This window comes from Vibrio sp. 10N.222.55.C7 (assembly GCF_041473335.1).
GTDB lineage: Bacteria > Pseudomonadota > Gammaproteobacteria > Enterobacterales > Vibrionaceae > Vibrio > Vibrio crassostreae_C.
Genome location: NZ_JBFRSC010000051.1, coordinates 23,333 through 40,489 on the forward strand (window position 1 = coordinate 23,333; position 17,157 = coordinate 40,489).

Below are 17,157 nucleotides of genomic sequence, written 5' to 3' on the forward strand. Positions count from 1 at the left end.
AGAGCATTCGAAAAATCGCTTTATTATTGTTCGATAATCCCATTTTAAATATAGGTATATAAATCAAGAGGGTTATTTAAACCTTATTTCGTGTTATTTGATTTATCTGTTCATCGGTTTCCGTTTCTTCAACTCGTTAACTCAGCTTTCATATTCTTAAACTACCAAATCTTCAAGCTCTTAAATGATCGAGCTCTCCAGTTTTCAAGATCTTAAACTATCAAGCTCTCAAGTTTTCAAAGTAATGCTGAACAAATTTAACGAACACTTGGTGTTTCTTTGCCGGATAAATAACTTGCGGATAGAACAGATAAATACTGTTGCCTTGTTGCAGACATTCATCAGGCAGCACTCGCTCTAATTCTCCCAGTTCGACCTCTTTCGCAACGTAGTAACTTGCAATACGGATGATGCCACTGCCTGCCATAGCTTGTTGCTTAAGCAGGTGGTTGTCATTACTTGAAAGCCAGCCGGACACATCAATATTTACCGATTTTAAAGGCCACTCGGTTTGGTGCAGAGTTGCTAAGCATTGATGATCACTTAAGTCACTCACATTGGTAGGGCGACCAAATTGGTTAAGATAACCGGGAGTCGCGACTAAATCATGTTGATAGCTAATCAAGTGTTTCGCCACCATGTTGTCAGGTGGCGTATTGGTGGCACGAAACGCGATATCGATATCATCTTGATTGAGATTAAAGTTGGTGTAGCTACTGTTTATCTCGAAACGAATCTCAGGGTATTGCTGCCTAAACTGTTGGCAGATATCGAATAGATATACCTCAGTAAACATCTTTGGCGCAGTGAGGCGTAATAGGCCTTTGACGATGTCGTGTTGCTCAGAAACACTGCGTTCAAGCTGTAAGACTTGCGAGCGAATCGTTAAGCCTTGTTGTAACGCGCGTTCGCCTTCTTGGGTTAAACGAACACTGCGAGTGGTTCTGACCAAAAGCGGGCACTGTAAATCGTTCTCTAAACGTTTGATCTGTTCAGAAAGGTAGCTCTTAGAGATACCGAGCTTTTCGGCTGCCTTGGTAAAGTTGAGTTGCTGAGCAAGTTCTACAAACAGGATCAGTCGTTCTATTCTTTTGTGTTCGTTCATTCGCGCGTTCCTACCAATCTATTGTTCGTCATATCAAACAATCATTTCGTAACTAGCATATTCTGTTTTTTAAAAAGAACAATATGATAGAGGCATATTTCTGGTCAGCAAATCTTCTAAGCGAGAATCGATATGACGAACAGCACTGAATCTACAAACAAAACGAATGACAAAAAACGTATCCCATTATCAAATTATCTACCGAATGTTGGGCAAATTGCCTATGGCTGCATGGGGTTAGGTGGTGGCTGGAATGATAATCCAGTGACGAGTGCGGATGTTGCTCAAACACGAAGCGTAATCGGCACCGCACTAGAATCGGGCATTAACTTATTCGACCATGCGGATATCTATACCTTCAGCAAAGCTGAGCAAGCCTTTGGTCAAGCATTACAACAAGCGCCTGATCTGCGTGAACAGATGTTCATTCAATCTAAGTGTGGGATTCGTTTTGAAGGCGAGGGCAATGTTGGTCGTTATGATTTCTCGGCTGATTGGGTAGGCCAATCGGTAGACGGTATTCTCAATCGATTGAATACTGAAAAGCTTGATGTGCTGTTATTGCACCGCCCTGATCCTTTGATGGAACTCGATGAGCTAGCAAGAACGTTAGAGAACTTAAAAGCGCAAGGTAAGGTCGATTATTTTGGTGTGTCGAACATGAACAGCCATCAAATTCAGTACCTGCAATCTGCGCTTGGGCAACCCATCGTCGCGAATCAAGTTGAGATGAGCTTAGCCAAATTGGATTGGTTGAATGATGGGGTGATGATTAACTCGCAAGGGCACCATCAATCAGACTTCGCCGCAGGCACTCTTGAACATTGCCAATTGAATAACATCCAACTGCAAGCTTGGGGCTGTTTGGCACAAGGCCGATTTGCTGAGCAAGGTTTGTATTCAGAACATGAAAACGTGAAAAAGACAGCGCACTACGTGGCTCAGTTAGCGAACCAATATGGCGTAGAAAGTGAAGCGATTGTGTTGGCATTTTTGCTTCGTCACCCTGCTCGTATCCAACCTGTAATTGGCACCACAAATCTAGAGCGAATCAAAGCTTCGGCAGTCGCGACTCAGATGAACCTGTCTCGTGAAGAGTGGTACAACCTATACGTGTACTCACGTGGTCAAGCACTGCCATAAGGAATGAATATGTTGAATCAAAAGATCGCGCAACAACTGGTGTCTAACGCTCTAGACATTGCTGAGCGTAATCAACAAGCAATCGCGGTGAGCGTGTGTGATACGCACGGTGAGTTACTGGCGTTTATTCGCATGGATAATGTGAGTGTTCAAGCCGGATTGTTAGCACAGAACAAAGCTTATACATCTGCAAGAGATAGACAGCCAAGCGGTAACTTAGGTGCTTGGGCGAGAGAAACTGGTAAAGACTTAAGTTACTGGACTGACCCAAAGATCACTGGCTTTAAAGGCGGTGTTCCCATTGAATTAAATGGGCAGGTGATTGGCACTATTGGTGTCAGCGGATTAAGTGAAGACGACGATGAAGCACTTGCCGAAAAAGTCATTCAACTTGTGTTCTAAGCTGTTGCTCGTGAAGTAATGGAAGTTAGAAGTAACAGATAATAAAAAACCGATGCATGTGCATCGGTTTTTTTGTTTAACGAGACTCAAGTGCTTGAATCAATCGAACCCATTAAGCGTTCGCTTGTTCCAGATCTTGTTGCTTGTCTTTCTTGCCTAATAGGCGGCTTGTGATCGTACCGGCTGTCATAGCACCAGATACGTTAAGCGCCGTACGTGCCATATCGATAAGTGGCTCGATAGAGATAAGCAGTGCTGCAATCGTTACAGGAAGGCCCATAGCAGGAAGTACGATAAGCGCCGCGAACGTTGCACCGCCACCTACGCCAGCAATACCGAATGAGCTCACTGTGATAATAGCAATCAGAGACAGAATGAAGTTGATGTCCATTGGGTCGACGCCAACTGTAGGCGCAACCATAACTGCTAGCATTGCAGGGTAGATACCCGCGCAACCGTTTTGACCAATCGTCGCACCGAAAGTAGCAGACAGGTTAGCAATCGCTGGTGGCACATTTAGCTTAGTGATTTGAGCTTCAACGTTCAGTGGAATCGTTGCAGCAGAACTACGCGAAGTGAAAGCGAACGTTAGGACAGGCCAGATTTTTTGGAAGTACTCTTTCGGGTTTACACCAACAAAAGAGACCAACACACCGTGAACAACAAACATCAGGATGATTGCTACGTAAGAAGCAACGATGAAACCGAGTAGGCTTAGGATGTCTGAAGCACTCGATGTTGCGACTACTTTCGCCATTAACGCAGCGATGCCGTATGGCGTGAGTGCCATGATCATCTTAACTAAGCGCATAACGATAGATTGCGCCGCTTCAACAAACGTACGGATCGGTGATTCTAGCTCTTCTTTCTCAGCCATTACTTTACGAGCAGCAATACCTGTTAGCACGCCGAAGATAACAACCGCAATGATTGAAGTAGAACGAGCACCGGTTAGATCAGCAAACGGGTTAGTCGGAATGAAACTAACCAGCATTTGTGGAATGGTTAGGTCAGAAACACTTCCCATGCGGCTTTCTAGTGTTGCAATACGAGCTGTTTCACGCGCGCCCTCTGTTAAGCCTTCAGCCGAAAGACCGAATGCTTGAGCCACTGCAATACCAACAATTGCAGAGATCGCTGTTGTTGCGAGTAATACTGAAATAGTGATACCAGAAATCTTGCCCAGTGAACCGCCTTTTTCAAGCTTCACTACAGCCGCAATCATTGAAACCAAGACTAATGGCATGATCACCATTTTTAGTAGGCCAACATAGCCACTGCCAACAACATTTACCCAATCCAACGTTTCTTTGATGGCTGGATTGCCTTCGCCAAATAGCAGCTGTAAGCCTAGGCCGAATGCACTACCAAAAACTAAACCGAGTAAAACGAGGCGAGAAAGTGTGTTTTCTTTTTTCTGCTGTCCGTAGAGAAAAAAGAGGATACCAGTGAATACCGCTAAGGCAGCGATAGCTGAAAATGACATTTGTTTTCCTTATGAATAACTCTAAATCAATTAGGCACCTAGATGTATAGGTGTCAGTACTGCTGCTAAAATAGCGTTCTGTTACAAAACGTAAAATAAGGAAAAGTAATTTATTAGAACGATTAGTAATATCCACTCAATGGTATGGGTGGATATTCAACATTGTGATGAATAGGTGAGCTTTTTAGCGATATTTTGCCAATAAATTGAGCATGTCACTTGACGAGTAAATTTCGGTATTTTTGAAATTATTTTCGAATAATCGGAACAACATTGCCTTCGCGACGTCTTCCGCTTGAATAGGGCGTAGGTTTTTGAACTGACCAAACATAAAGGGAGAGACTAAAGGAAAGATGCTTTGCAGGAGTTTTTCATCGGCTCTTGGTTCATCACGTTCACCAACCAGCGGCCCCGGACGTGCGATGAAAAGTTGCTTGAAGCCAATACGTTTTAAGTTTTGCTCCATTTGCCCTTTGCAACGAAGGTAGTGTGAATAAGAATCTGGTGAAGCGCCATAGCTCGAAACGACGGCAACGCGTTGTACCCCAAGAAACTTCATCGATTGTGCAACTTGGCTAACCAATTCAACATCGACTTTGCGAAGTGCTTCTTTTGATCCTGCCTTTTTCTTAGTCGTACCTAAGCAGATAACGCCAAGTTTAGGCGTCGCATTCGTATCATCCCAACTCGTGACTTGCAGGTCATTGTGAATGAGTGTGTGGAGTTTATTGGAGTCAAACTGTGCATTGAGTGATCTTCGGGATAACGCATAGATATTGTCGACAGCGGGCTCATCAATGAGCTGCCTCATCACATGATGACCAATTAGCCCTGTTGCACCAGCCACAACAACCGATGTTTTGTCTCCAGCAATGCTCATTTTAATCCCTTATTTACTCCACAAGTGCTTGTTTAATATAAACAGTGTTTGAATTTTAAGCGAATAAAAGTTTGTTAAACGAGTGGTCAGTAGTATGTGGGGAGTCGCCTGTTTATGGAAAAAGAGATGATTTAGTTTGGCTCGACGCATAAGTACGGTCTCAAGCATTAATACGGTATGAAACATAATTGTGGTGCGAAATATAAATGCGGTCTGAAACATAAGTACGGCGTCAAACATAACTAAGATGTTAAACATAACAAAGCCCGCTGGGCGACGGGCTTTGTTACTTACTTTGCTGCTTTCTAGGTGAAGGATAGTGGGATTTTCCTTACCTTTTTGCTGGTTTTCTTACTTGATTTATTTGGTTTTCTTTTACTTGAGTTTGGAATCATTACACCTCCTAAATCGTTGTTCTGTTTTGTGTTTCAATCGATTGTCTTTCTTTGTGTAGCGTCAGTGTTGTGGGCATTCACTGTATGGGTACTTATCAATGGAGAGATTAACAAGTACTTTAGATAAAGCATAAACGATGCCAAAATGTAAGTTATTGATAAATCTATTATCAGCATTGCAGGTGTTTTAGGGTTCGTCAATTTGATTGTCAATTTGAGAAAAAACCAGTGTGATCTGTTTAAATTAAGAACACTCTCTACGGTTTCTGTTGATTAGGCATAGATACAGCATTGCTTAACACGTAAACTGAGTCGTAATTCACATAGACCAAGGACGTGCTATGAACCTCAAGCTTGATACTCTTGCTCCCACTCAGATTTATCACCTGATGACACAAACCGTTGTTCCTCGCCCGATTGCGTGGGTATTGACGGAATCTTCTGAACAAGAGTACAACCTAGCGCCTTTCTCTTATTTCACGCCTGTTTCCAGCAATCCGCCGTTACTGATGTTATCGGTTGGGAAGAAGCCGTCCGGCGAAATCAAAGATACCACTCGTAATGCCCTAGAAACGGGTAAGCTAGTGATTCACATTGCTTCTTCAAGTTCTGCCGAAACCATGACGGCGACAGCAGCTACCCTTGAACATGGTGATTCGGAAGTCACCGCGAATAACATTGAGCTGGTTGAATTTGAAGGCTTCTCTTTACCGAGAGTGAAAGAGTGCGCGGTCGCTTTTGGCTGCACCTTATACGAAGTAAAAGAGGTTGGAGAGGTGCCACAAAGCCTCATCTTTGCTCAAGTCGAAACCGTGTATATTTCCGAAGAAGTGATCGATAAAGAGAGTGAACGTCTTAAGATTGATGCGTTGGCATTGGACCCTTTGTCTCGCCTTGGTGGCGGTGAATACACGACGCTTTCCAATGTGTTTTCTGTCGCACGCCCTAAGTAACAATCCTTAAGTAGCAGTCCCTAAATCAAAGTACCCAGAATAAGCGTTTTTAAAAACTATGTTAGATACCCAATACTCGCAGTACATCCAACACCGAATTGACCAAAAAACCAAGCCACTTGGCGCACTTGGCTTACTAGAAAAAGTCGCACATCAACTGGCTTTGATTCAGAGCCAAGGCAAAGAAGCTGCGGTTGAACACATCGAATTGAATAAGCCAAGTATCATCATTTTTGCTGGCGACCATGGCATTGCTGACGAAGGCGTGAGTATTGCTCCAAGCGCGGTAACACAACAGATGGTGTTGAACTTCTTAAGCGATGGCGCGGCGATCAATTGCTTCTGTGCGGTGAATAATATCGATATCACGGTAGTCGACACGGGGATATTGTTGCCTGTGGAATCAGACAGTGACATGTTGATCTCTCAGCGTTTGGGTACGCGAACCAATAACTTTGCCAATGAAGCGGCAATGAGTTTAGAAACGGTTGAACGTGGGATTGAACTGGGTACAGATCTTGTATCTAAAACCATTTCGAATGGCACCAATATCATCATGTTTGGTGAAATGGGTATCGGAAATACCAGCAGCGCATCAGCGATCTTAAGTGCATTAGCGAATCGTGCTGCAGCGGAGTGTGTTGGCCTAGGCACTGGCATCAACAATGAACAGCTTGCACGTAAAGTGGCTGTGGTTGAGCAAGGTGTCGCGCGTTGCAAAGGTTTAGATGCGAATGAAGTTAAAGATATTAAAGAGGTACTCGCACAAGTCGGTGGCTATGAAATCGTTCAAATGGTCGGTGCTTTCCTTGGCGCTTACCAAAACAAAACCCCAGTATTAGTCGATGGCTTTATCGTGTCGGTTGCGGCGTATGTCGCGACTTTAATTGAACCGAGTTGCCGAGACTATATGATCTTCGCCCATCGCTCTGAAGAGTCAGGACACAAAATTCTGTTAGATCTGCTCGACGCTGAGCCACTGCTCGATCTTGGATTGAGATTAGGCGAGGGCACAGGTGCTGCGCTAGCTATGCCAATCATTCGTGCGGCAGCCGAGTTCTATAACAACATGGCGAGCTTCGAAAGTGCTGGAGTCACGGTTTAATGAGTGATGCACCAGAAAGATCGTTGAAAGATCGAGTTACTTATCAGTGGGAGCTTTTTGCGCTGGCGATGGGTTTCTTTTCTCGCTTGCCAATGCCGAAAAACACGCCCTATTCTACAGAGCGAATGAACCGTTCTGGTCGCTACTTTTCAACGGTTGGTTTGTTGCTTGGTGTTCTGTGTGGCGGTGTGTTCTTGCTACTTGATGTGGTACTGCCGAGTGCAGTAGCGATCTTTTTGATGATGAGTTTTAGCCTGATGCTCACTGGCGCATTCCATGAAGATGGTTTGACTGATATGGCCGATGGCATTGGTGGCGGCATGACCCTAGAACGCCGTTTGACCATCATGAAAGACAGTCGAATCGGTACTTATGGTGCGTCTGCTCTGATTATGGCTCTGCTTGGCAAGTGGGTGCTGTTGAATGAACTCATAAGCATGACGGGACTGTTTATGGTAATCGTGACCAGTTATACCTTTAGCCGCGCGATTGCTGCATCGCTAATTTACGACATGCCTTATGTCAGTGATTTAGACACGAGCAAGAGTAAACCATTGGCCAACAAGCAAACCAAAGGCGAACTTGTCTTCTTGTTGCTGGTAGGCGTGCTGCCTAGCCTGTGGTTTGGTCTTGAATTCGCTTTGGTTTTATCTGTCGTCGCCTATCTGTTCAGAACAGGTTTTAAAACGTGGTTAACGGCTCGAATTGGCGGCTTTACTGGGGACTGCTTGGGTGCGGCTCAACAGTTAATGGAGTTGCTGACTTACCTTGTATTCATTACTGCATTTTACAATGGCTTTCTATAACGGCTTCCTATGACCAACACGAATGAAACTATTCAAGCTAATCAAATTAATCAAGCAAGTCAGCGAAACAGCCATTTGGTATTGGGCGGGGCTCGTTCTGGTAAGTCTAGTTTTGCGGAGCAACAAGCATTATGTGCGCTTGAAGCATGTTCAAATGGACGCCTCAATTATATTGCGACAGCGACATATCTTGATGATGAAATGCGAGAACGAATCGCGCACCATCAACAACGTCGTGGCGAGCAGTGGATTGAGCATGAAGTACCCGTCGAATTAGCCGAAAAACTGCAGTCTTTTGAGAAAGAAGATGTGGTATTGATTGATTGCCTAACCTTGTGGTTGAACAACATCATCTTTGAACTGGGTGATGACGCAACTAATGAACAGGTTGAAGCCGTGGTTGAAGTATTGGTCAAAAGCGTCGAGCAAAGTCCGGCGCAAATTATCATGGTCTCTAACGAAGTCGGTTTAGGTGTGGTGCCGCTGGGTAAAGTGTCTCGCTTGTTTGTGGACAATGCAGGACGAATGAACCAAGCGCTAGCTCGTGTCGTTGAGCGCGTCACGCTGATTGCTGCCGGATTGCCGCTGCACTTAAAACCATCTAATCACTTGCTTGATATTCAAGGCTAGGTCGCACACATGGTCAATGGAACAACCAAAAACATCTATTTGTTAAGACATGGCAAAGTCGAAGGAAAAGCTGCGCTCAATGGTTTATCTGATGTGCTGGTCAACTCTGATCTTCAAGAACAGATATGTGAGGCACTAACTACACAAGACATTACCTTTGATAGCGTGGTTAGCTCTCCACTAAGACGATGTGGTGATCTCGCGAGCTTGTTTGCAGAGCGTATGTCTGTGCCTTTATCAGTTGTATCGGGTTTTCAGGAAATGAACTTCGGTGAAGTAGATGGTGTCCCATTTGATGAACTTGAAGACAAGTGGGGAATGTTAGAAACCTTTTGGAAAGACCCTGCTAATCATCAATTAACTGGCGCAGAAAGTTTACAGAGCTTCCACGACAGAGTAACTCAAGCTTGGTCGCAACTTTTGAATGATTCAAGTGACAACATATTGTTGGTTACTCATGGTGGTGTGATTCGCATACTGCTAGCGCACTGCCTTAATATTGATTGGAAAAACCCGAGTTTGTACTCGAAGTTATCGATAGAAAACGCATCGATAACGCATATTCAAATCACTCAGTTTGCGCAGAGCTTTATCAGCGTTAAATCGATAGGGATACCTGTTCTCTGAGTGTTCAAAAAACACAGTTTAAGAATTAACAATCTTTTAGATCCGTAAATAGAAACAGAAATATAAATAGAAGTATAAAGCGGCGTTCACAGCCGCTATACCTGATTGGTATTACTACCTACGTGAAAGGAATTTAGTCATGACAACACCAAGTTGGGATCTAAGCATTGCTTATAGCGATCTTAATGATGCAAAAATCGAACAGGACATTGAACTCATTCAGCAGTGCATTGAGCTGTTGAACCTACACGTTGAAAAGCGTCATATCATTCTAGCGATGCAAAACGCGATTCAGACTTCAGAAGCGGCAGGCACATTACTGAGTACAATCAACACCTTCGCTAATTGCCACGCATCGGTCGACGCGACACACACAGAAGCGAAAGTATTGCTTGGTCGTGTAGCGAAGCTGAACTCTGAAATGTCTCAAGCGTTCAGCCCTTACGAAGATACGCTAATTCACGCAGAACCAGAATTTATTGATGCAGTATTAGAGCATGATAGTGCGGACGTAGCAGGGCAGCGCTTTGCGATTGAAAGCTCTCGTAAGTTATCAAGCAGCCGACTCAGTGTTGCTGAAGAGCAGTTATTGGCAGCGATGAAGGTTGATGGTCGTGACGGATGGGGTCGTTTATACGATAACCTAACCGGATCTTTAAAACTGTCGCTAAAGCTGGACGGTGAAGAGGAAGCCCTAGGCTTTTCACAAGCCGCGAGCCTGTTGTACGGCAGCGAATTCGACAAACAAGAACCAGCATGGCGCGCGGTTCAAGGTGCGATGAAAACGCACCAAGAGTCTTTTGCTTCGATTCTAAATGCATTGGCGGGTTGGCGACTGACTGAAAACAAAAAGCGTTCGAAGATTAGCGATGTGCATTTCCTAGATCCAAGCCTACACGGCAGCCGCATTGTGCCAGAAACGCTAGACACCATGATGTCGGTAGCGAAAGCTAATCGAGCTGTTGGTCAGAAAGCAGGTTTGTTAATGGCAAGAGTTCACGGGCTAGATGAAATGAAGCCTTGGAATCACTTAGCTGCGATGCCGCCGCTGGGTGACGCTGAATCTAAGGTTTACCCATTTGATGAGGCGATCGACGTGATCAAAACTGCGTTCGCTGAAGTAAATCCAGAGATGGCTGATTTTGTCGCTTTGATGGTTGATAATGGTTGGATTGATGCCGCACCAGCAGCCAACAAACGTTTAGGCGCTTACTGCACCAAGTTTGCTGCTACACGCACTCCGCTTGTGTTCATGACATGGAGCGGTAGCCGCTCAGATTTAATGACATTGGCACACGAGTTAGGCCACGCGTTCCACAACTGGGTGATGAAAGACATGCCGTTGTGTCAAACACGCTACCCAATGACGCTAGCAGAAACCGCTTCGATCTTTGCTGAAAATATCGTTCGAGACCATTTGTTAAAACAAGCACAAACACGTAATGAGAAACTTGAAATGCTGTGGGAAGAGCTTTCTTCTTCTTTGGCATTAATGGTGAACATTCCCGTTCGTTTTGAGTTTGAAAAAGCCTTCTACGAGCAGCGTGAAAAAGGCGAGCTAACGGCTCAGCAGCTGTGTGACTTGATGGAAACGACTTGGAAAGAGTGGTATGGCGATGCAATGACAGAAGCTGACCCTTACTTCTGGGCGAGCAAACTGCATTTCAGCATCTCTCAAGTAAGCTTCTACAACTACCCATACTTGTTCGGTTACCTGTTCAGTAAAGGTGTTTACGCTCAGCGCGATGCGAAAGGTGAGCAATTCTACGGCGATTACGTTTCGTTGCTTCGTGATACGGGCAGCATGATGGCGGAAGAAGTCGTTCAAAAGCACTTAGGAATGGACCTGACTCAAGCTGATTTTTGGCAACAAAGCATCGACATGGTCAAAGTTCAAATCGATGAATTTGAAAGATTGCTCGATCAGGAAGATTAATTGATCTCAATCTGTTCATAGCAGGTAAGAGCTGTGTTAGCTTACGTGGCTCTTATCTTGCTGGCATAACCTGAGATAAGCCGAAACAACCAAAAGTCTCTTTAAATAGAGAAAGTTATTTGGAACAGATGTCGGTTAGTAAAGTCAGCAGGTAATATAAAAATATATGGGTAGTATTTGTGAGTGATAACGGAGTTTCTGTTGATAAGTGCGATCCTAGCAACACAATTTCTATGTACAATTTATTAACATACGGCCGTGCAATTAAGGAGTAGCGCATGACGAAGACCCTCTTTCGCCAATCATTTCTTTTTGACAGCCTAGATCTTGAGCAAGAAGTGTTTGCAGGACAGACCGTACTGAGTAACGGTGTTCAAATTAAGCTTCATCAACGCGGTGTCTTGGAAGTGATTCCCGCGGATTTTAATTCTGAAACCAAGAACATCATTTTTTCAACCGGTGTTCATGGCGACGAAACTTCACCAATGGAGCTGATCGATAAGCTCATTGAGGATATTGAAACAGGTTTCCAAGTAGTAAACGCGAGATGCTTGTTTATCATAGCTCACCCAGAAGCCACTAACGCGCATACTCGTTTTCTTGATGTGAACATGAATCGTCTGTTTGATGAAAAGCAGTACGAGAGCAATCGAGAAGTGGATATCGCGAAGAACTTGAAGTTCTTGGTGACTGAGTTTTACAAAGAAACGGAACCTGCCACTCGTTGGCATCTAGATTTGCACTGTGCAATCCGTTTATCTAAGCATTACTCGTTTGCAGTGAGCCCTAAAGTTCGCCACGAAGTACGCAGTAAAGAGCTGTTTGATTTCATTAACAGTGCGCACGTGGAAGCAGTGTTGTTGTCAAATGCGCCAACCAGTACATTCAGTTGGTACAGTGCTGAAAACTTCGAAGCGCAAGCACTGACAATGGAACTAGGGCAGGTCGCGAGAATTGGTGAGAACCAACTTGATAAGCTAACGGCTTTTGACTTGGCGATGCGTAACTTGATTGCTGAAGTTGAGCCAGAGCATTTACCTAAGCGAACCATCACTTATCGCGTGAGCAGAACCATTGTTCGTTTGCACGATGACTTTGATTTCATGTTCTCTGATGACGTAGAAAACTTTACGGCATTCAAGCACGGAGAAGTGTTTGGTCATGATGGTGATAAGCCATTGATGGCGAAGAATGAAAACGAAGCAGTGGTATTCCCAAATCGTAACGTGGCTATCGGTCAACGAGCGGCCTTAATGGTGTGCGAAGTTGAAACACGATTCGACCACGGTCAGCTTGTATACGATTAATACTGAGCTGGGTTAAAGCGACGAAAACAACCGCTCAACTGGTTGAAATATCAAGGTTCACATTACTGTGTGAGCCTTGAGTTTATTTAGGGATACAGGTAAGGTTACGCGAACAATTTCAAAGTAGCTTGATATGGATTTCCAACAACTTCTTCACCAAAAACAGCGCAAATGGACCCGAGCCATTTATCTGATGGCAGCACTGCTTGTCGCGCTGAGTGCGATTTACCTAATGGTTGGCGATCTCTTCATTTCCCCTCTGGACACCTTGTCCACGTTAGAACAAAAACTACTGATTGATTTACGCTTACCTCGATTATTAGCAGCTATTGCTATCGGGGCAGGGCTAGCAGTATCTGGCGCAAGCCTACAAGTCTTATTGGGTAATGTATTAGCAGAGCCAGGTGTGCTCGGCATTTCTGGTGGCGCAAGCTTGGCGATGGTTATCGTACTGTTCTTCTTGCCGTTTGCTCCCACACCAGAACTGTTCATGATTGCCGCCGTTTTAGGCTCGCTCTGTTTCACCGTGATACTGGTGAGCATGGTAAAAACGATGCGACTCACCACGGCTAAACTACTGCTGGTGGGTGTGGCGCTAGGTATTCTTTCTGGCGCGATGGTGACATGGGCGTTCTATTTTAGTGATGACTTAAGCCTACGCTTGTTGATGTATTGGCTGATGGGCAGCTTAGGTGGCGTGACTTGGTATCAACACTCGCTCACGTTAGTGATGATCCCCGTGATTATTTGGCTGTGTCTACAAGGTAGCAAGCTAGACAAGCTGATGATTGGCGAAACGCATGCCGCGCAACTGGGTGTGAACGTTCCGAGATTACGTTGGCGTCTAATTTTCGCTGTGTCTATTTTAGTCGGCTGTGCGGTTGCCTTAGGTGGCGTGATCAGCTTTGTTGGCTTGGTTGTGCCACACTTATTGCGTTTAGCGATTGGTACCGATAATCGATACCTTCTTCCTTTGTCTGCTGTTGCTGGCGCTGCGTTGTTGGTGTTTGCTGATATTTGCGCACGTACATTACTCGATTCCGCAGAGCTACCTTTGGGTGTGATGACCACCAGTATCGGTGCGCCTATCTTCATTTGGATGTTAATTAAAAATCATGATTCAAATTAAGAGCCTGAGCGTTGGCGCTCGTTTATTACCACTATCATTTGAGCTCAAGCAAGGGCAGGTGACTCACGTTATCGGCCCGAATGGCAGCGGTAAAAGTACCTTACTCGAATCGATATCTGGCATTGGTGATGGTTACAAAGGTGATATCAAGATCGACGGGCAGGATTTGTCGGAGCTGTCTTTACAAGATTTATCATTGCATCGTGCTTACTTGTGCCAAAGCGCAAGGCCAGCCTTCAACTTAGAAGTGTTCCAATATCTTGCATTGTCACTGCCAAGTTCATCACATGGCCTTGATACTGAAATCAACACGGCTTTGGAAGAGATAAGCCAGATGTTGGACATCACAGACAAACTTCATCGTTCAATTCAGACACTGTCTGGTGGTGAATGGCAACGCGTTCGTTTGGCGGGAATGTGCCTGCAAATTTGGCCGACGCTCAATCCTTACGCAAAGCTGCTGATCCTAGACGAACCTGCAGCGCCGTTGGATATTGCTCAAGAAGCGTTGCTGTATAAGCTTATCGAACGAGTGGCTGAGAAGGGCATTGCGGTTATTATGGCTAACCACGACCTGAACCGAACCTTGAGGCATGCCGACCAAGTACTGCTGCTCGAAAAGGGCGTACTACAAGCATCTGGCAGTGCAGAGCAAGTGCTTGTGCCTGAACAGCTAGAATCCGTATTTAACACGCAAGTAAAAAGCATCTCGGTCGACAATCAAACTTATCTGCTGTTTGGTTAACTTAAGCTCATCAATACAAGGCAATCTATATGTTTAGATATATTCAACGACGACGAATCAAGAAAGTAATCAAATCACTTTCTGCAAAGTTGGTGAAAGCGTACGGAAGCAGTGACTTTTTCTCTATTGGGCAAGTAGAAACGAGTTCATGTGAATTAAGTAAGCGCCAACAACTGGTTGCCTTAGCATTGTTTGCTGATCCACAAGACCTTGCTGCTGAAATTGCTCCAGCCATTCAATTGCTGCGTAATAATGTGTCTAATGACTTCTTCGGTGGTGAGGAATATAACGCGCGTGATGTACTTAATTTGTTGGGCGGTGGTGGTTGGAAGGGCGGTCGTATGGACGATGATATGTCGAATCGATTTGGCATGAATAGCCGCTATTAGTTTAGCTCGTTCAAATTAACGTTTAATGATTTATCCATTTATAAACGTATACGCTCAATAGCTTAGCGACTTTACAGCAGTCTCAACAACGTAATAATAATGATGATAAAAAGCACTCAATATCATTATTTATGCGAGCGTTTCACTCCAATTAATTCAATGAAAAAATACCTTCCTAGCGCTCTATTTTCTTAGGGAATGCGTAATTTTTGTCGGTAAAAATTGATAATTCGAACCAATATCATCTATCTACAACGCATTTGTTTGAGTTGTGTGATGCTGATTCCTATTAATATAAAACCCGCTGTTATTGATAAAATTGACGTATATATTTTTCGTTGTTCTTTAAGTCGGAAACTATAAACCTTCGAATTACAGTGCTGGTTGGTTAGTAACCAATTGGTTTTGTGTTTAGGGTAAAATAATAGAGAGTGGGAAAGTGACAACAATAAATAATAATATTCTAAAAATAGCAGTGGGTATGGCTATGCTATCGAGTGTGCCGTCAGTGGCAAATGCTCATGGTTGGTCTGAGTTTCCAAGCGCGCGTCAGAACACGTGTTACGAGCAAGGCGGGATTTGGTCGGGTACACCACCTAATGCTGCGTGTGCTCAAGCAAAAGACATTTCGGGTTCATACCCGTTTGTTCAACGTAACGAGTACGCGAAAAATGTCCAAGATTTCAATAATATCAATGCTGTAAAAGCGGCGATTCCTGACGGCACGTTATGTTATGCCAACGATTCGCAAAAACGCGGCATGGGTGCGCCTCATACTGGTTGGACTCGTACCGAGCTAAATACTGGTACGTTTGAATATGTATTCAATGCGACAGCGCCACACAACCCTTCTTTCTGGGAGTTCTACCTAACGAAACCAAACGCGGACCTAAGCAAAGGCCTAGCGTGGGGAGACTTAGATCTTATCCAAGAAGAGGGTAACGTTCCGGTTAATGGCGGCAAGTACCGCATTAATGTCACTATTCCTTCAGACCGTTCTGGCGATGCGATTCTATTCGTTCGTTGGCAACGTGATGATGCTGCGGGCGAAGGCTTCTACAACTGTTCAGACATCACTATCGCGGGTGGCACAACCCCTCCACCAGAGCCGGGTCCAGAGCCTGATCTAGTGCGTGGTGACCTGTTTGTTTCTGACCAGTTTGGCACGCCAGAAATTGGTGATACGGTTAAATACGACATCATCAACAAGTATGGTGAAGTCGCGCGAAGCTTCGACATCGTCATTGATGCTTCAAACGTTAACGATTGGGCTCGTTTGTTAGCTTCAGAAATTAATGGCTGGCACGAAGAGTTTAAAGATGGCGCGATCTTCATTGGTGACTGGCATGCTGAAATGCAGCACTACATGTACTTCCAAAACGATCCTTCACGTAACTTCTTCAACTCAAAAGATAGCCGTGCTTCTGGTCAGTTAACGTTGATTGATGGTGGTGTTGAACCATTGAAAGGTGACATCTACGAGCTAGTGAAGAGTGACAACGTAGTGAATGCTGGCGACAAAGTTGTAATTGCAACAAGCGAAGCGGCGACATTGACTCAAACTCAAGGTACTTCTGTAAGCATTCAAAATAACGGCACGGCTTCTATCGTAGTTGATACCACTGGCATCACTGCAAACGAAACTTTATCGTTTATGGCTAGCTCGATTGAAAGCGACAGTGTTGAAACCTTCACTTTTGAAGTAATTGTCGATGACGGTGGCGTGACACCAGACCCAGATCCAACGCCGGATCCTGATCCGACTCCTGACCCAGACCCTACGCCAGATCCAGGTACGTGGGACTCATCAGCGACTTACCTTGGTGGCGAAGTCGTGACTTACTCGAACCAGTCATGGAAAGCACAATGGTGGGTTCAAGGTGGTACTAACCCTAAAGCGACTTACGAAAATGACAAATGGGGCGTTTGGCGTCCAGCCAACTAATCTTAACTATTGTTAGTTAATTAGCCTTGCAATAATAACCAAGACACCACACTTTTTGACGAGTGTGGTGTCTTTTTTAGCGTCTGCATTTGCGGTTTTGAATGTCATCAGCCTAGAAAAAGTGATTCAGGAACGGAGTCTTAATCACTCAGCACGGCTCTATAACAAGATGAG

The 17,157-nt window shown here is 44.6% G+C and carries 16 protein-coding genes; 13 read left to right on the forward strand and 3 right to left on the reverse strand.

The window, feature by feature from the left end; all coding sequences use genetic code 11:
• Positions 1–220 precede the first annotated feature (220 nt).
• On the reverse strand, positions 221–1,105 hold the full coding sequence (locus tag AB4482_RS17525) for a LysR family transcriptional regulator (RefSeq protein ID WP_017059145.1): 885 nt from the start codon (positions 1,103–1,105) through the stop codon (positions 221–223).
• 132 nt (positions 1,106–1,237) lie between these two features.
• Here AB4482_RS17525 and AB4482_RS17530 point away from each other — a divergent pair, with 132 nt between their 5' ends.
• Together AB4482_RS17530 and AB4482_RS17535 are read left to right on the forward strand one after the other, a co-directional pair.
• On the forward strand, positions 1,238–2,248 hold the full coding sequence (locus AB4482_RS17530; protein ID WP_372132416.1) for an aldo/keto reductase family oxidoreductase: 1,011 nt from the start codon (positions 1,238–1,240) through the stop codon (positions 2,246–2,248).
• Positions 2,249–2,257: 9 nt separating this feature from the next.
• A complete protein-coding gene (locus AB4482_RS17535) occupies positions 2,258–2,650 on the forward strand; it encodes a heme-binding protein (protein WP_372132413.1) in 393 nt (130 codons plus the stop codon).
• Between the two features lie 112 nt (positions 2,651–2,762).
• Here AB4482_RS17535 and AB4482_RS17540 read toward each other — a convergent pair whose 3' ends face one another.
• Positions 2,763–4,136, reverse strand: a complete 1,374-nt coding sequence (locus tag AB4482_RS17540; RefSeq protein ID WP_372181326.1) for an L-cystine transporter — start codon at positions 4,134–4,136, stop codon at positions 2,763–2,765.
• Between the two features lie 184 nt (positions 4,137–4,320).
• Positions 4,321–5,016, reverse strand: coding sequence for an NAD-dependent epimerase/dehydratase family protein (locus AB4482_RS17545; RefSeq protein WP_102442782.1), 696 nt, complete (start codon positions 5,014–5,016; stop codon positions 4,321–4,323).
• A 736-nt stretch (positions 5,017–5,752) separates the two neighbouring features.
• Between AB4482_RS17545 and AB4482_RS17550 the strand changes: the two genes are divergently transcribed.
• The 11 genes from AB4482_RS17550 to AB4482_RS17600 all read left to right on the forward strand — a co-directional run bounded on the left by AB4482_RS17550 (position 5,753) and on the right by AB4482_RS17600 (position 16,983).
• Entirely contained in the window at positions 5,753–6,364 is a 612-nt protein-coding gene (locus tag AB4482_RS17550) for a flavin reductase family protein (RefSeq protein ID WP_372104406.1), read from the forward strand.
• Positions 6,365–6,422: 58 nt separating this feature from the next.
• A complete protein-coding gene (gene cobT, locus AB4482_RS17555) occupies positions 6,423–7,469 on the forward strand; it encodes a nicotinate-nucleotide--dimethylbenzimidazole phosphoribosyltransferase (RefSeq protein ID WP_372181328.1) in 1,047 nt (348 codons plus the stop codon).
• Complete coding sequence (locus tag AB4482_RS17560) at positions 7,469–8,275, forward strand: adenosylcobinamide-GDP ribazoletransferase (protein WP_017066160.1); 807 nt, start codon at positions 7,469–7,471, stop codon at positions 8,273–8,275. Before cobT ends, AB4482_RS17560 begins: the two co-directional genes overlap by 1 nt.
• A 9-nt stretch (positions 8,276–8,284) precedes the next feature.
• Positions 8,285–8,905: a bifunctional adenosylcobinamide kinase/adenosylcobinamide-phosphate guanylyltransferase gene (gene cobU / locus AB4482_RS17565; RefSeq protein WP_372132402.1), complete on the forward strand. Its 621-nt coding sequence runs from the start codon at positions 8,285–8,287 to the stop codon at positions 8,903–8,905.
• A gap of 9 nt (positions 8,906–8,914) precedes the next feature.
• A complete protein-coding gene (cobC, locus tag AB4482_RS17570; protein WP_372132399.1) occupies positions 8,915–9,532 on the forward strand; it encodes an alpha-ribazole phosphatase family protein in 618 nt (205 codons plus the stop codon).
• A 139-nt stretch (positions 9,533–9,671) separates the two neighbouring features.
• Entirely contained in the window at positions 9,672–11,468 is a 1,797-nt protein-coding gene (locus AB4482_RS17575) for a M3 family oligoendopeptidase (RefSeq protein WP_171733538.1), read from the forward strand.
• Between the two features lie 278 nt (positions 11,469–11,746).
• Complete coding sequence (locus AB4482_RS17580) at positions 11,747–12,775, forward strand: succinylglutamate desuccinylase (protein ID WP_372098028.1); 1,029 nt, start codon at positions 11,747–11,749, stop codon at positions 12,773–12,775.
• 133 nt (positions 12,776–12,908) lie between these two features.
• Positions 12,909–13,904 (forward strand): vitamin B12 ABC transporter permease BtuC, encoded by a 996-nt coding sequence (btuC, locus tag AB4482_RS17585; protein ID WP_102427811.1) that lies wholly within the window; start codon positions 12,909–12,911, stop codon positions 13,902–13,904.
• Positions 13,891–14,649 (forward strand): vitamin B12 ABC transporter ATP-binding protein BtuD, encoded by a 759-nt coding sequence (gene btuD / locus AB4482_RS17590; RefSeq protein WP_372181329.1) that lies wholly within the window; start codon positions 13,891–13,893, stop codon positions 14,647–14,649. Before btuC ends, btuD begins: the two co-directional genes overlap by 14 nt.
• A 29-nt stretch (positions 14,650–14,678) precedes the next feature.
• Entirely contained in the window at positions 14,679–15,038 is a 360-nt protein-coding gene (locus AB4482_RS17595; protein WP_102320089.1) for a DUF6559 family protein, read from the forward strand.
• 487 nt (positions 15,039–15,525) lie between these two features.
• Positions 15,526–16,983 carry a lytic polysaccharide monooxygenase gene (locus AB4482_RS17600; RefSeq protein ID WP_372181375.1) on the forward strand — a complete coding sequence of 486 codons (1,458 nt, stop codon included), beginning with the start codon at positions 15,526–15,528 and terminating at the stop codon, positions 16,981–16,983.
• Positions 16,984–17,157: the final 174 nt, after the last annotated feature.

Coding starts and splice junctions, on each gene's coding strand:
- AB4482_RS17525 (WP_017059145.1), bottom strand. CDS start 1,105: ATGAACGAACACAAAAGAATAGAACGACTGATCCTGTTTGTAGAACTT.
- AB4482_RS17530 (WP_372132416.1), top strand. CDS start 1,238: ATGACGAACAGCACTGAATCTACAAACAAAACGAATGACAAAAAACGT.
- AB4482_RS17535 (WP_372132413.1), top strand. CDS start 2,258: ATGTTGAATCAAAAGATCGCGCAACAACTGGTGTCTAACGCTCTAGAC.
- AB4482_RS17540 (WP_372181326.1), bottom strand. CDS start 4,136: ATGTCATTTTCAGCTATCGCTGCCTTAGCGGTATTCACTGGTATCCTC.
- AB4482_RS17545 (WP_102442782.1), bottom strand. CDS start 5,016: ATGAGCATTGCTGGAGACAAAACATCGGTTGTTGTGGCTGGTGCAACA.
- AB4482_RS17550 (WP_372104406.1), top strand. CDS start 5,753: ATGAACCTCAAGCTTGATACTCTTGCTCCCACTCAGATTTATCACCTG.
- cobT (WP_372181328.1), top strand. CDS start 6,423: ATGTTAGATACCCAATACTCGCAGTACATCCAACACCGAATTGACCAA.
- AB4482_RS17560 (WP_017066160.1), top strand. CDS start 7,469: ATGAGTGATGCACCAGAAAGATCGTTGAAAGATCGAGTTACTTATCAG.
- cobU (WP_372132402.1), top strand. CDS start 8,285: ATGACCAACACGAATGAAACTATTCAAGCTAATCAAATTAATCAAGCA.
- cobC (WP_372132399.1), top strand. CDS start 8,915: ATGGTCAATGGAACAACCAAAAACATCTATTTGTTAAGACATGGCAAA.
- AB4482_RS17575 (WP_171733538.1), top strand. CDS start 9,672: ATGACAACACCAAGTTGGGATCTAAGCATTGCTTATAGCGATCTTAAT.
- AB4482_RS17580 (WP_372098028.1), top strand. CDS start 11,747: ATGACGAAGACCCTCTTTCGCCAATCATTTCTTTTTGACAGCCTAGAT.
- btuC (WP_102427811.1), top strand. CDS start 12,909: ATGGATTTCCAACAACTTCTTCACCAAAAACAGCGCAAATGGACCCGA.
- btuD (WP_372181329.1), top strand. CDS start 13,891: ATGATTCAAATTAAGAGCCTGAGCGTTGGCGCTCGTTTATTACCACTA.
- AB4482_RS17595 (WP_102320089.1), top strand. CDS start 14,679: ATGTTTAGATATATTCAACGACGACGAATCAAGAAAGTAATCAAATCA.
- AB4482_RS17600 (WP_372181375.1), top strand. CDS start 15,526: ATGCTATCGAGTGTGCCGTCAGTGGCAAATGCTCATGGTTGGTCTGAG.